11 protein-coding genes are annotated in these 14,763 nt (G+C 36.7%); 5 read left to right on the forward strand and 6 right to left on the reverse strand.

Features of this window, described 5'->3' with window-relative positions; genetic code table 11:
- Together K8V80_RS09605 and K8V80_RS09610 are read left to right on the forward strand one after the other, a co-directional pair.
- Window positions 1–613 (forward strand): GLPGLI family protein (locus K8V80_RS09605; protein WP_276777431.1); only part of this gene is annotated, 613 nt, incomplete at its 5' end.
- Window positions 614–620: 7 nt separating this feature from the next.
- Window positions 621–3,257 (forward strand): hypothetical protein, encoded by a 2,637-nt coding sequence (locus tag K8V80_RS09610; protein WP_276777434.1) that lies wholly within the window; start codon window positions 621–623, stop codon window positions 3,255–3,257.
- A 323-nt stretch (window positions 3,258–3,580) separates the two neighbouring features.
- On the opposite strand, the gene K8V80_RS09615 is transcribed toward K8V80_RS09610, so the two are convergent.
- Both K8V80_RS09615 and K8V80_RS09620 read right to left on the reverse strand, forming a co-directional pair.
- Window positions 3,581–4,411 (reverse strand): shikimate 5-dehydrogenase, encoded by an 831-nt coding sequence (locus K8V80_RS09615; RefSeq protein ID WP_006745106.1) that lies wholly within the window; start codon window positions 4,409–4,411, stop codon window positions 3,581–3,583.
- A gap of 65 nt (window positions 4,412–4,476) precedes the next feature.
- Window positions 4,477–5,403: a hydrogen peroxide-inducible genes activator gene (locus K8V80_RS09620; RefSeq protein ID WP_006745107.1), complete on the reverse strand. Its 927-nt coding sequence runs from the start codon at window positions 5,401–5,403 to the stop codon at window positions 4,477–4,479.
- A gap of 253 nt (window positions 5,404–5,656) precedes the next feature.
- On the opposite strand from K8V80_RS09620, the gene K8V80_RS09625 reads away from it, so the two are divergent.
- Window positions 5,657–6,028, forward strand: coding sequence for a NifB/NifX family molybdenum-iron cluster-binding protein (locus K8V80_RS09625; protein WP_006745108.1), 372 nt, complete (start codon window positions 5,657–5,659; stop codon window positions 6,026–6,028).
- Window positions 6,029–6,222: 194 nt separating this feature from the next.
- Here K8V80_RS09625 and K8V80_RS09630 read toward each other — a convergent pair whose 3' ends face one another.
- Both K8V80_RS09630 and K8V80_RS09635 read right to left on the reverse strand, forming a co-directional pair.
- Complete coding sequence (locus tag K8V80_RS09630; RefSeq protein ID WP_006745109.1) at window positions 6,223–6,672, reverse strand: hypothetical protein; 450 nt, start codon at window positions 6,670–6,672, stop codon at window positions 6,223–6,225.
- Window positions 6,673–6,684: 12 nt separating this feature from the next.
- Window positions 6,685–7,083 carry a (deoxy)nucleoside triphosphate pyrophosphohydrolase gene (locus K8V80_RS09635; RefSeq protein ID WP_276777442.1) on the reverse strand — a complete coding sequence of 133 codons (399 nt, stop codon included), beginning with the start codon at window positions 7,081–7,083 and terminating at the stop codon, window positions 6,685–6,687.
- Between the two features lie 246 nt (window positions 7,084–7,329).
- Here K8V80_RS09635 and K8V80_RS09640 point away from each other — a divergent pair, with 246 nt between their 5' ends.
- On the forward strand, window positions 7,330–9,759 hold the full coding sequence (locus tag K8V80_RS09640; protein WP_276777446.1) for an alpha/beta hydrolase family protein: 2,430 nt from the start codon (window positions 7,330–7,332) through the stop codon (window positions 9,757–9,759).
- A 176-nt stretch (window positions 9,760–9,935) separates the two neighbouring features.
- Window positions 9,936–10,631: a hypothetical protein gene (locus K8V80_RS09645; RefSeq protein WP_276777448.1), complete on the forward strand. Its 696-nt coding sequence runs from the start codon at window positions 9,936–9,938 to the stop codon at window positions 10,629–10,631.
- A 161-nt stretch (window positions 10,632–10,792) separates the two neighbouring features.
- Here the strand turns inward: K8V80_RS09645 and K8V80_RS09650 are convergent, their stop codons facing one another.
- Window positions 10,793–14,023, reverse strand: a complete 3,231-nt coding sequence (locus tag K8V80_RS09650; protein WP_276777450.1) for a type I restriction endonuclease subunit R — start codon at window positions 14,021–14,023, stop codon at window positions 10,793–10,795.
- A gap of 12 nt (window positions 14,024–14,035) precedes the next feature.
- A partial coding sequence (locus K8V80_RS09655) for a restriction endonuclease subunit S (protein WP_276777453.1) occupies window positions 14,036–14,763 on the reverse strand: 728 nt, incomplete at its 5' end.

Here is a 14,763-nt window from a genome sequence, read left to right on the forward strand (position 1 = left end):
AAAAGACTCTCTTTATAATGCTCTCGCTCAGCAAGAAGGCATAAACTCCATGACAGTAATCAGCAAAACTATATCAATCGGAAGGCAAATTAAGTTTAAACCTATTGTAATCAAGAATTATCCCCAAAAAGGAGAATGTACTTTCCAAGAAATGATTACATCTAAAGATAATTATCAATATGTAGATGAAAATATTAAGCTGGATTGGGCATTGAGTTCAGAAGAAAAAGAGCTACAAGGATATGTTTGCAAAAAAGCCACTTGCTCCTATCGTGGCAGGGATTATACGGCTTGGTATTGCCCTGATATACCTATAAATGATGGTCCATACGTTTTCAACGGTTTACCTGGACTTATTTTAGAAATTTATGATAGCCAAGAACACTACAAGTTTTCCATGAACGGATTTTCAAAAGCACCAGCCCAAGATCCGATCTATCTCCATGCTAAAGATATTGTACATTCTTCAAGAAAAGATGTTCGCAAAATCATTAGTAATTTAAAGGCTAACCCCGCTAGTATGGCACAGATGATAAGTAGTAATGTAAAAGTCAGCGATGAAGTGTTGCAAAAGCTTCAACCCAAACCCTATAATCCTATTGAGCTTGAATAGAAAGTAAATGAACAAGTACAAAATCATCTTATGTTCTCTACTCCTCTTCTTTGATATAACATCTACTTGGGCTCAATCAGCAAATAGCAATGATATCTATGAAGGTGTAATTATATCAGCAAGCAATAATAAGAAGCTTGAAGATGTGATTTGCCAAACACTGGATGTAAATAAAAATATTATTGCTTATACTTTTTCAGACTCAAATGGGGCTTTCTCCTTGAAGATTAATCAGCATACCCAGTTTGTACAATTTAGGCTACTGGGGTATACTACTCTTACTATGTCTAAAGCAGATCTCAAAGCTCAAAAGATTATCAAACTCACAGAATCTTCCATTGCTCTTAAAGAAGTAGTTGTTTCAGTACCTCCTATTCAAACTGATGGAGATACTTTAAAGTATAATGTAAACAGCTTTAGAGGACAAGAAGATCAATATGTATCTGATATCTTAAAAAAGCTACCAGGAATTAAAATAGCAGAAAGTGGAACAATCTCTTATATGGGTGAATCCATCAATAAATTTTACATTGAAGGAAGAGATTTATTGGGTGGTCAATATAACATTGCAACAAACAACTTAGATGTAGATGCCATTAGCAGCATAGAGGTTTTACAAAACAATCAACATATAAAAGCTTTGAAAGGAGTCTCTTTTAATGAAAAAGCAGCAATCAACCTGAAGCTAAAAAAAGGATATCAATCTCGTCCATTTGGCGAAATTCAAGCAGGAGCTGGAGGAACACCCTTCTTGTATAATGGAAAAGCCTTCGCTACACATCTAGGACAAAAGACTCAAACCTTAGTCAATCTAAAAGGACTGAATAATGGAGAGTACCTATTAAAAGAATTAGATGACAAACTAGACATTAGTGATGTTTTCTCATTTGAACCTCTTACTTCCCCCCTAGTTAATGCACCCTCTCCAAGATGGATGCCACTACCTCCTAACAGGCATTTATTTAATAAAACATTTTTGGGTAGTGCCAATATGCTCATTCCGATATCTAAGGACTCCGAACTGAAAATCAATATTGCCTATGGACTAGATAAAACAAACCAAGACTTCAACTTATTACAAAGCTTTGCTACAGACAATGACTTTCTACAAGTTAGAGAACAAACAAAACAAAAGAATAAAATAAATAATGCCAGAATATCTATTGCCTATGAACACAACTCGATGAACAAATACATTAAAAATGAAGTAGTCTATTATAGTAAAAAAGAGGATATTACCTCGGACATGAGGACGGATAACTCAATAGAGAAAAACACTTCTATTTTAGGTCAAAATAATATTGGATACATACAAAACAACTTTCAAAGTTTATTCAAGTTCAAAGAGGATAAAACGATTCAGGTTAATTCTTTTTTAAGATTGGCGAATCAGAAAGATGAGTTAGACAAAAGCTCCATTTCAAAATCAAATATTGACGAACTTTTTAAGACAAAACAACTAATTAACAAGAATCAGGTTAGCACATCCTTCAACTTATTCAAAAACAAGTTGGATATAAATTTTCTTACCTATTACAAACAGAGAGACTTTACAAATCATTTAAATTACAGTTCTTTGGAGCTTAAATTACCTCTAGAACCCATACAAGAGATGACTACTAAGTTTGCTCAATTTGGATTGGAACCCAACTATCAAATTAAGATTAAAAATAAGAGTACCTATTTTACGCTAAAATTACCTCTCTTTTATAGTAGCTATAAAGCAGAAAACCAAAACACAAAGAAACAAAAGGATGAAAGGATGCTATTCACACCATCACTTAGCAACACGTGGACAATCAATCACAAATGGGAATCATATATAAAACTAGGATATAGATTTGATTACATCAATGATAATTCGTTGCTGCTATCTCCTTATTTCTCGAGCTACAGATCAATTTATATACCTAGCAATACTTTCAATTATAACAAAAGCCTTTATGCTGCTAGTAGAATTCGCTATAAGGACATAGTCAATCTATTTTTCTTTAATATGAACATCGTGTATCGTTTGATGAAATACAATTACATAAATGTATTTCACAACACAAGTGAATTATCTTACTATACAACAGAAAACCAAAGAGATAAAGGAAGATTATTTACGATAACATCAGACATATCGAAGACATTCTCTTCTTGCAATCTGACTATCTCAATTAATCCTTCATATACAAGACTTAAATCAAACATTATTCAACAAAGCATTAAGGTGGGAAATACGAACCATATTGTTTCTCTCTCTGCAAAGACAGAGTGGAAAGGCATCAAGAATATGAGTTTCACATACAAGGCAGCAGGTAAGATTTCGTGGAGTGATAATAATTTAGTAAAGAAAACATCTTTAAAAAGTCTCACACAAAACTTGGGAATTTATTATTTCCCAACGAAGAAGTTAGATTTAGCATTAAACTCAGATTACATTATACACGAAAATAAAAAAGACAACTATTCTAAGTTCTTCTTTCTAGACCTCAAAGGAACCTACAGACACAAAAAGATGGAGTTTGGAGGCGTATTAAATAATCTATTAAATAAAGACTTGTACTCTTTAACAGAGCTCTCTTCTGTTAACACCTATAGTCAACAGATTCCTCTTAGAAAGAGAGAGTTCCTATTATTTATCAAGTTTAAATTTTAATAAGATCTTACATCTGTTAGGAAAGATAAATGGACAGCTATTGCAAGGCAGTGTACTCCAAATAATTAAGACTAAACCAGGGTCCTAGGGCTTAATAGAATTATACGCTCTACATGGAATGATGGTATAAAAAAATAATGCCTCGCAGGGCTGTACTCGTAAATTAACCTGCGAAGCAAAACTCAATAAATATAATTATTGCGAACAATAATAATCAATTCAGAATATAAACACTAAATAAAGAATTGAATTTAAATCTTTTTAATATCTAATAAAGATATTGAATCGTTCAGAGATATTAAAACCCCATTCATTACAAATCTTTACATTCCACTTATAGCCCTATGGGTGTAATCTCTAGCCTCAACAATTGTACCTAAAGGAGGACGTACACCTGTGTACAACACAAACTGCTCTAAGGATTGAATAACTGCCACATCTGCTCCCGAAATTGTTACCTTAGATGCTTGCTTTGCCGCTTTTAGTAAGGGAGTTTCTATGGGAAGAGCTACTACATCAAAAACCACCTGAGCTTTTTCGATTTGCCCCAAAGTAAAAGATAAGTGCAATTCTTCCTTACCTCCTGCCATACCTATGGGGGTAGCATTGATCAATAGATCAGCTTCAAAATCTTCCGACTCCAATAGATAGGAATAGCCATAGGCTGTAGCCAAAGCCTTCCCTGCTTCGGGACGACGAACAATTACTACCCCATTCTTATAGCCATTATTGGCTAAGGCAGCCAAAACGGCTTTTGCCATACCCCCATTGCCTCGCAAAGCAAATCGAAGATTCTTATCTATCTTATTTTCTTTCAAAAGTTGTTCGATAGCAATATAGTCTGTATTGTAGCCTTTGAGCTGCCCATCGGTATTCACAATCGTATTCACCGATTGAATTGTATTTGCAGAATGATCGAGTGCATCAAGCAAAGGGATGCAATCTTCTTTAAAAGGCATAGAGATGGCACAACCCCGAATACCTAAAGCACGGATACCCCGTATGGCATCTCCCAAATTTGTAGTGGTAAAGGCTTTGTAGATATAATCTAAATCGAGTTTCTCATACAAATAATTTTGGAAGAGTGTCCCGAAGTTTCCGGGTCGTGCAGCCAGCGACATACAAAGCTGCGTATTTTTGGTAATTCGTTTCATAAGGATAAGACTAGTTTATATTTCAGTGTACTACTCAGTATAGAACAAATTCAATCTGGTATTGCTTAGATTTTCACCGAAAACTTTTTAAGTCTTTGGTTTATCATAGTCTGTGGAATTATCTTTTTTAGTTGATCTACTAAGATATTTAGCAATCGTTCCTTCACAAAATCATTTCGCACCACCAAAGAGATTTCTCTTATCTGCTCAGGATAGTTTAACGGACGAATATTACGCTTTTGGCATCGTTTCAGTAAGTCAATATGCAACTCGGGAATTAAAGTATAACCTCCATTGGCATCGACAATACGCACTAAGGTATCAATACTTCCTTCCTCATACGCAGAGATAAATTGAGAATTGGCAGGGCCAATATTTTGCACCTGGTTTTTTAAGCAATGCCCCTCTTTGAGCAACCACATTTTGTCGTCCTCAAATTCATTGGGTGAAATAGAAGCGTGAGAATATAGGGGATGACTAGGTGCTACATAAGCAAAAAAGCGTTCTTTGTAGAGCGGAATCTCAATCAAGTCGGGCATGCCCACGGGTGTTGTCATAATAGCCATATCAAGTTCGGCACGTTGCAACTTATGTACCAACTGCATAGAACGAAGTTCGGATACTTCTAAGTTTACCTTGGGTGCATTCTTACTAATGTTTTTGAAGAGTGCTGGTAATATGTAAGGAGCTACAGTAGTAAGAACTCCCAAACTAATATCTCCTTGATCATGCTGACGTTCCAACTCTACAATTTCTTCAAATTGCGAAGTATGATATAAAATAACCTTTGCCTGATCTATCAATTTCTGACCTAAAGCAGTGGGTTCTACAGGTTGAGATTTACGATCGAAAATTACCACATCCATTTCTGTTTCTAGCTTCTGTATCATCGAGCTAAGCGTGGATTGAGTAACCTTGCACGCTGTAGCTGCCTGACCGAAATGTCGGTATTCATGTACAGCTACTATATAGTGTAATTGTTGTAATGTCATATCTAATCGATTTTATCAATGTAAAGATAGACATTATCTGTTTGATAAATAAAGAAAGAAAATATAAGTTTGTAAGCGATAACAAAAAAAGAATGAAAAGTGAATCTATTTTTCTAAGTCAAACTCTTTTATTCGATCTGTTCCATAACTTCAATAGGCTTACGAATATATAGAGGAAACTTTCCATTCATAAACCAAAACATTACTCCAAGTCGCTCCGTGCGAGTTGGCCATATAAATTAAAGATAAGATTATGATTATTGCTATTCCAACAAAAAACGGTCAGGTAGATAACCACTTCGGTCACTGCGAATTTTACACCCTATATACAGTAGATGAAGGTAAGAATATTACTGAAACAAAACGTTTTGATGCTCCTAGTGGCTGTGGATGTAAATCGGGCGTAGCTACTACCCTACAAGAAATGGGTGTAAAAGTTATGCTTGCTGGTAATATGGGCAACGGAGCTCTTAATGTACTAGGCAATAATAATATTAAAGTTGTACGTGGTTGTTCTGGAGATGTAAACGAAGTCGTAAAAGCATACCTAGAAGGTAATCTTACCGACTCTGGTGTGGGCTGTGCTTCTCATGGAGAAGATCATGTTTGCTCTCACAACCACTAAGGATAAAAATAGACAAAGAAATAACCGTCTTTCAACAAAGGGCTCCTATTCACCCCCCTTCTCGAATATGAAGCTCTGATAGATATTATTCTAGAGTCTAATTTTGCTTTTAGGATAGACCCTAAATTTCTTTTCGGAATGGCGTGTGCTACTACAACAGTATCATGCGCCATTTCTTCATGGATACCCAAGCCCTATTTGATCTTGGCATAGCTATAAAAGCCTATCAATACCAACTCATTGTCTTCATTATACTGATAGGAGAACTTCACCCCTGATTCTAGTTGGATAGCCAATGTCTTATCGTACGTATCTTTGGAGTAAAAGCTCCATTCTAAATCCTTGTAGGTCAGAAAAGCGAGCAGTACCGATAAGGGGGTATGGGTACTCAACTGATAAAAGGGATTCAGGCAAAACTGATTATCTACCATATCAATGTTAATACCATAGAGTTTATAGTCGATAAACATATATTCTATCCCGTCCCGATAGATGGAGAATCCAGCAGTAGGATCGGATGTATCAAAGTACATCTTTTCATAATCTTGTATCTCACCCAGTTCTTCTTCAACCCTTATTAAAGTAGCCCCTACTTTTAGGTTATTGATACTGCCTGTTTCAATATATTTACTTATATCCAGCATATTTCGTTGTAATTAATCATTCATTTGACTCATTATCATTCTTACGGTAGGGATATCAGCTGGAGCCCATGTTAGCTTTAACAACTCCTTTGGGGCAACCCACTTCATCGCTTCATGCTCAAGTAACTCGATATCATCTCCCTTCAAACTACAATAGAAGGTATTCAGTGCTATTTTACTCTTGGTGTAATCAAACTCTGTTCGTGTAATCTTTTCATTTACTTGAATGACACAATCCAATTCCTCTTTGATTTCACGCGCCAAAGCCTCCTTTAAGGTCTCCCCCGCTTCTACTTTTCCTCCTGGGAACTCCCACTTGTGAGGTAAGCGCATAGTGGCACTACGTTGGGTACACAGCACCTTTCCTTCTTTAACAATTACAGCTCCTACAACTTCTATCCTTTGACTCATGTTTACAATCTATTAATATCTATGCAAAATAAGACAATCTTAGAGGAATTGAAAAATTCTTACTTTATATTTTTCAGATAAAATACATCATTCTCCAAGATGCTTTGATTCACTGTGGCTCACTCCTTGAGTAGAAGAACCATATATATCAGTAAATCAACAAATAATATTCTATCTTTTATATGGATTATTCAAAATAGTCTTCTTATTTTGGTACTAAAATTAATATAAATCCTAAAACTATTTATGAAAAACTTAACATTAACCCTATTTTTTATGCTGGGATTATCCGCACCAACTTTTGGACAAGAGAAGTTGGATTATCAGAAACCACCCAAAGAGATTTTGGAAGTAGCTGATTACGAAAGAGCTCCTATTCCTAAAATGGATAGTAGGCTTACTAAAATGGTATTGAATCATTATAATACTTACGACACCCTAGAAGATTTGGCTATGCCAGAACTTCGATTAGCAGGGCTTCGCATCAACCCGATTACTCGTATTGAAAGTACAATGAGCTATTACAACAACCTTACTTTCAAAGATTTTAAGAGTAGAGAGGAGAAACAAATCCAAGGTCTTCCTAGCCATGCTCGCATCGCTTACCTAACATGGTCTCCCGATGAAACCCAACTAGCTTTTACAAATACAACAGAGAAAGGTGTAGAACTATGGGTGGCAGATATGACAACCTTACAAGCGAAATGCCTAACAAAGGACAACTTAAATGCTACTATTGGTCGACCTTATACATGGACTAAAGACGGCAAAGGCTTTATTGTATATATCCGTCCAACCGATAGCCCTGAGCTTATTAGTAACTCAGAGGTTCTTCCTAAAGGTCCGATAGTTTCTATTAGTGAAGTGGGAAAGCAATCGCCCAATCGTACTTATCAAGACTTATTACAGAACCCTACTGATGAAAAAAACTTTGAGACACTTGTAAATTCAGAGTTATACTACATCGACTTAGAAGGTAAGGCTACTTTATGGGCAGGTAAAGACTTGTACACAGACTTCTCTTTCTCTCCCGATGGAGAATATGTTTTGGTTTCAACTTTCACTCGTCCATACTCTTATGTAGTACCCGCTTATCGTTTCCCTACAAAAACGGTAGTACTTACTAAAGAGGGTAAACTGGTAAAGGAAATTAATCATAAACCTCTTGTTGAAAGTATGCCAAAAGGCTTCATGTCAACCTATACAGGAAAGAGAAGCATCTATTGGAGAGCAGACGAACCAGCGACTTTATACTGGGCTGAAGCTCAAGATAAAGGGGATGCAGCAAACCAAGTGGAGTACAGAGATTTTATCTACCAACTTAGAGCTCCATTTGATGGAGAGCCAAGCTTTCTAGCGAAGACCATAAATAGATATGCGGGCATTACTTGGGGAGATACAAATACGGCTATTGTGTACGACCAATGGTTTGATACGCGTAACCAAAAGACCTATTTGGTAGATCCATCCAATCCAGAGAAAGAGGCTGAAATACTCTTCGACTACAACTATCAAGATAAGTATAAAAACCCAGGAGATTTTGATACAGAAAGAAATCAGTACGACCGTTATGTGCTTCGTATGAAAGCTGGTAAAGCCTATCTAGTAGGTGATGGTTTCCGTCCCGATGGTCAGTTCCCTTTTGTAGATGAATACAACTTCAAGACTAAAAAGGCAAACCGTATCTTTGAATCAAAATACACAGATAAGAGCTTAGATATCTCACGCGTTATCGACCCCGTGAGAGGAGAATATTTAGTAAGATTGCAATCTCAAACCGAATATCCGAATTACTATATCTACAATGCTAAAAAACGTATTGCACCCATACCCGTAACTTTCTTCAAAAACCCATTTGAAAAGTTGGCTGGTGTTTACAAAGAAGTCATCCAATACAAACGTAAAGATGGTGTGCCTTTAAGTGGTACTCTTTACTTACCAGCAGATTATGACCGCACGGCTAAAACAGAAAAACTTCCGATGTTTATGTGGGCATACCCTACTGAATACAAGGATATAGCTAGTGCTGGACAAATAACCACCAACCCCAATAAATTTATTCAGCCTTATAAAACCTCGCCTATCTATTGGGTACTTAGAGGTTATGCTGTACTTGATGATGCGGCTTTCCCTATTGTGGGCGAAGGAAATGAAGAACCCAATGATACATTCATTGAGCAACTTGTAGCCAATGCTGAAGCTGCAATTGATGCTGTAGATAAACTAGGTTACATTGATAGAGATAAGGTAGCAGTAGGTGGACACTCGTACGGTGCTTTCATGACAGCCAATCTTCTTTCTCATTGTAATTTATTTGCGGCAGGTATTGCTCGTAGTGGTGCATACAACCGTACACTAACTCCTTTTGGCTTCCAATATGAGCAACGTACTTATTGGGATGTTCCAGAGGTTTACAACACCATGTCTCCCTTTATGCACGTAGATCAAATGAAGACTCCTCTACTGCTTATTCACGGAGCCAATGACAACAATACAGGTACTCACACCATGCAGAGTGAGCGTTACTTCAATGCCTTGAAAGGTTTTGGTGCTCCTACCCGCTTGGTATTATTACCTTTTGAAAGCCATAGCTACAAGGCAAAAGAATCTATCTTCCACATGCTTTGGGAGCAAGATGAATGGCTAGATAAATACGTAAAGAATCGTAAGAAATAAGAGAAATACTTTATACTTATCCAATAGCCTGTCTTTTCACGAGACAGGCTATTTTTATAATTGAGAGGTTCATAGTGAAATAATAAGTGTACATTGAGAAGGCATAAAGAGACAATGCTTCTTAAAAAGTTGTTCCTTTCTTTTGAAAGATTATTTTAATAAAAAGCACATAAACCATGACTAAACCCTATCAACCACAGATTAGTAATTTAGAAGATTTAAAATTATTCTCCGGACAGATAATGGAACGACTAAAGGACTCTCCTTATTTGAAAGAAAAAGAATTCATTAAAGAGACCTTTAAAAAGACAAGAGAACAAACCTTCTACAACATCAAACTAAGACTTCTTGTGATAGATTCTCTTTTCTCTACCAATATGAGTAAAAGATACTTTGGTATTGATGATTTAGCCAATGCAATTAATCATACAGAACAAGCCCTCATTCAAAAAGGTAGTTATGAGCAATTGGAGGAACTTTTCAAGCAATCCTATGGTTTTAATAGAGAACTCAACGGACTGAAAGCTACATCTCTTCTATCCAAATACATTCATTTTGTTCGATTAGGAAACTTCCCCATCTATGATAGCTTAGTAAAAAATGCCTATCGGCAGATTAATAAGGAGGAAAAGATTACCCCCAATTTAGACGATACTAATTTCTATTATGCCCTTAAGAGTCTAAACGAAATTTCGGGCATTAACAATTTCGAATTGCTAGATATGACATTGTGGTATAGTCAAAAAATAACACAAGGCAGCTTCTCCTTAATCTACTCTAAAGAGGATTTAAAAAACAAACTGGCTACAACATCCCATGCCTCCCTTCTGCAAGAAATACCTGACGACGAGAGCTTCAAACAGAGTAAGTAACTGCAAGTATTCTTTCAAACAAAAAGGGTTGGGCTATACCCATAACCCAACCCATTTGTACTTATACACTGCGTGTAACAGCATCAGTTTTATATTTGTCGAATAAACTGTAATGCTAATTTAGGACGTGTTACTTACAAACCCCTGCATCTAATATTTGACTAACTCATTTGTTTTGCTAATTCTTCTGCTTGCTTTATTACTGCTTCGGTTGCCAATTTTTGCATATCTGGCGGGAATCCATATCTCCTCAATAATCGTTTAACAGCTACTTTAAGTCTGGCTTTTACCGATTCTTTTATAGTCCAGTCGATTGAAGCGTTTTTTCTAATGGTTTCAGTAAGAGCAACTGCTAACTCCCTTAACATATCTTTGCCCATAAGTTCACGGGCACTTTCGTTCTGAGCTACTGCCGTATAAAAAGCATATTCATAATCAGTGAGGCCCAGCTCTTGGGCTTCTTTATCACTCTCTGTAATTGACTTACTAAGCTTTATTAGTTCATCAATCACTTCTGCTGCTGTTAATATTTTATTATGATAACGTTTGATAGAATCTTCTAAACGTGCAATTAGAGTTTTTCCTTGTACGATATTCGTTTTAGAACGAGTTTTAATTTCATCCCGCAATATTTTTTTAAGTACCTCAATGGCTATATTTTTATGCTCCATCCCCTTAATTTCTGCCATAAATTCTTCAGACAGAATGGAAATATCAGGTTTTTTTATCCCCGCTGCATCAAATACATCTATCACTTGATCCGATACCAAGGCACTATCAATAACTTGTCTAATTGTAGTTTCAACTGATTCATCTCGTACACTATCTGAACCACCTGCTGACAATACTCCTTCTAGCTTAATTAATCGAGCTTTAATCGCTTGATAAAAAGCTATTTCATCAGCTAAAGCCATAGCTTCCTCATTTGGAACTGCTATGGCAAAAGCCTTGGATATCGCAGAGACCCCATCAATTAGTCGCTTCCGTCCATCTTCTACTCCCAAGATAAATTCTTGGGCCTTCAAGATAAGTTGTAGTTTTTGTTGTGTGTTTGCTGTAAAGTAAATCTTATAATCAAAACCATGAAAGAGTTGGCGAATTACTTCTATTTTTTCTAAAACTATTTCAACAGCTTGTTCTTGTGCGATTGTGGGATCTCCTTTACCTCCTGCATCTGAGTAAAAAGATAAAGCTTCTTTTAAATCTGAAGCAATTCCTAAATAATCAACAATTAAACCTCCAGGTTTATCTTTATATACTCTATTCACCCTAGCAATCGCCTGCATAAGGTTATGTCCTTTCATAGGCTTATCGATGTACAATGTATGTAAACAGGGAGCATCAAAACCTGTAAGCCACATGTCGCATACAATCACTAGCTGTAGCTCATCTTCAGGGTTTTTCATTCTGTCGGCTAGTAAACGACGATCTTGTTTAGAGGTATGGTGTTTGGCTAGTAACGGACCATCAGAAGAGGCTGATGTCATAATCACTTTGATTTTTCCTTTGGTGAGCTCATCACTATGCCAAGTAGGTTGAAGCTGAATGATAGCTTCATAGAGTTCGGCTGCTATACGCCTACTCATCGCTACCACCATTGCTTTACCCTCAAATACTTTTTGACGTTCTCCAAAGTGAAATAGTATATCTTTAGCTATCAACTCTGTACGCTCTGTAGTACCTACGAGTGCTTCGAGTTGAGTCCAGCGAGCTTTCATTTTTTCTGTTTCACTCAACTCGTCGTACTTCAACTCTTCGTCAAGTTCTTCAATAAGTTTTCTACCCTCTTCAGTCAGCTCTATCTTTGCGAGTCTACTTTCATAGAATATGGGAACAGTAGCACCATCTTCTACAGCTTGTGCAATGTCATACACATCAATATAGTTACCAAACACTGCTGGAGTATTCTTATCTGTTCCCTCAATAGGTGTACCTGTAAAGCCTAGATAAGTAGCATTTGGTAAAGCATCACGCATATATTTGGCAAAGCCATATACGGTTTTCTTTCCGATAATATTTCCTTGCTCATCTTTAGCATCTACTACTTTGGCTTTAAATCCATACTGTGTACGGTGAGCCTCATCGGCTATTACAATGATATTTTCTCGACTAGACAAGGTATCAAACTGATTGCCTTCGTCGGGTTGAAACTTCTGAATGGTAGTAAAAACAATTCCTCCCGAACGCACTTTTAAGAGTTCTTTGAGCTGACCAATACTCTCTGCTTGTACGGGAGTTTGTCGCAACAATTCGCTAGACGAGGCAAAGGTTTCAAACAGCTGATCATCCAAATCATTCCGATCGGTAATTACTACAATAGTGGGGTTATCCATTCTTTGTACTATTTTACCCGTATAGAACACCATAGATAGTGATTTTCCACTTCCTTGAGTATGCCATACTACCCCACCTTTGCGATCGCCTTCACGCTGATTTTGCACATCGGGGAGTCCATAGGCTAGTGGAGATTCGGCTACCATAGCTAAATCTGTTTGTACTGTTGCATAGCCCGAGGCTCGTAAGGTAGAATCTACTGCTTTGTTTACCGCATAGTATTGATGATAAGCAGCTATTTTTTTTACGGTAGAGATTGTAATCAGTCCATTGGCATCTTCCGATTTTGACTTTTCAAAGACGGTGAAGTAACGCACTAAGTCGAGTAAAGTCGCAGGGTTAAGCATTCCTTTTATCATAGTAAGTAAAGGAATATCATGGCTATGAGCTTCTTTTTTCCCATCGGATGTTTTCCAAGACATAAAACGTGTGAAGCCTGCCGATAGTGAACCTGCTTGTGCATCGAGCCCATCGGATATTACATTAATTCCATTATAAGTAAAGAGTGAAGGAATGGTGGCTTTATACGTTTCTATCTGCTGATAAGCCGATTTTAGTGTTGCATTTTCGTCGGTGGGGTTTTTGAGTTCTATCACTACCAAAGGTAATCCATTCACAAATAAGAGAATGTCGGGACGTTTTGTTTTTCCATCTTCTTCGATGGAGTATTGATTACAAGCTACAAAGTCGTTGCTCAAAGGGTTTTCAAAATCAATTAACCATACAAGCTCACCACGCTCCTCACCTTCCTTTTGATAACTTACGGGAATTCCTTCGGTCAGTAAGCGATGGAAGGCTTCATTGTTTGCTAAGAGTTCAGGGGAATGGATCTGATTCAGTTGTCGGATGGCATCTTTAAGAAGGTCTTCGCTCAATGAACTATTAATTCTACGTATAGCTTCTTCGAGCCGCCCTTGCAAAATCACCTCTTGATAAGAGTTTCGCTGGGGATAATCACTATCGGGGGCAATATCACCGCCATGAAGTACTTCATACCCCACAGAGCCCAACTCTTGGAGTGCCATTCGTTCAATATCGTCTTCGTAAAGTTTCTTCATAGTATTAGGTTATTAATCGGGAAGCTTGACTCGCACTTCTCCACTCATCAGTTTAGGTAAGAGGGTATCTCGCATTTCGGTTAAGGTTTGGATTTGTAGTTGATTGGATTCTATTTTAGTGAAATAAGGAGATACTAATCTATCATATTTTTTTATTATTTCATCACTAGGATATATCACTTTTAATTTTGAAAAAGTTCCAGTATTAATATTTAAAGTAGCTGTTCCTCCTCCACCAAGTATATTTAAGTATTCTTTCTTACTTTTTAAGTATAGATATAAATAATATGCATAATATTTGCTCTTGGGTATGATAGAATTGATTTGTTGATTAGTTTGTACTTCCACCAAATTCATAGAAACAACACCAACTGTAGCAATACAACTAACCATTATTGATTTTGGAGGTATAGTTTTATTTAATTGAAAGTTTTTTCCTTCTTCAGATAAGGTATCAGTAGTTTTTGTGATAAATATATTACCATGCATATCTGGTATTTTTACAAAAGGAAAGTCTCCTCCATAATATTCTTTCTTTTTTTTAGGTGGTGTTTTTCCACAAACCACTTTACCAAAAAAACTTAACTCCTTTTCCTCCCAATCTTCCTCAGCTTCTTCAATAAACCATTGGCGGAATAAAGTTTCTGCTAGCTGCTCCAGAGTTTCATTCTGCTTTTGAAGCAACTCTATTTTATCATCTAAATTGGATAATACCTCTGCAATCGCTTTTTGTTCTTTTA

This window comes from Bacteroides coprosuis (genome assembly GCF_020741705.1).
Classification (GTDB): Bacteria; Bacteroidota; Bacteroidia; order Bacteroidales; family Bacteroidaceae; genus Bacteroides_E; species Bacteroides_E coprosuis.

What these genes read in the sequence shown, in the direction of transcription:
- K8V80_RS09640 (WP_276777446.1), top strand. Translation starts at nt 7,330, where the DNA reads ATGAAAAACTTAACATTAACCCTATTTTTTATGCTGGGATTATCCGCA.
- K8V80_RS09620 (WP_006745107.1), bottom strand. Translation starts at nt 5,403, where the DNA reads ATGACATTACAACAATTACACTATATAGTAGCTGTACATGAATACCGA.
- K8V80_RS09630 (WP_006745109.1), bottom strand. Translation starts at nt 6,672, where the DNA reads ATGCTGGATATAAGTAAATATATTGAAACAGGCAGTATCAATAACCTA.
- K8V80_RS09650 (WP_276777450.1), bottom strand. Translation starts at nt 14,023, where the DNA reads ATGAAGAAACTTTACGAAGACGATATTGAACGAATGGCACTCCAAGAG.
- K8V80_RS09615 (WP_006745106.1), bottom strand. Translation starts at nt 4,411, where the DNA reads ATGAAACGAATTACCAAAAATACGCAGCTTTGTATGTCGCTGGCTGCA.
- K8V80_RS09635 (WP_276777442.1), bottom strand. Translation starts at nt 7,083, where the DNA reads ATGAGTCAAAGGATAGAAGTTGTAGGAGCTGTAATTGTTAAAGAAGGA.
- K8V80_RS09645 (WP_276777448.1), top strand. Translation starts at nt 9,936, where the DNA reads ATGACTAAACCCTATCAACCACAGATTAGTAATTTAGAAGATTTAAAA.
- K8V80_RS09610 (WP_276777434.1), top strand. Translation starts at nt 621, where the DNA reads ATGAACAAGTACAAAATCATCTTATGTTCTCTACTCCTCTTCTTTGAT.
- K8V80_RS09625 (WP_006745108.1), top strand. Translation starts at nt 5,657, where the DNA reads ATGATTATTGCTATTCCAACAAAAAACGGTCAGGTAGATAACCACTTC.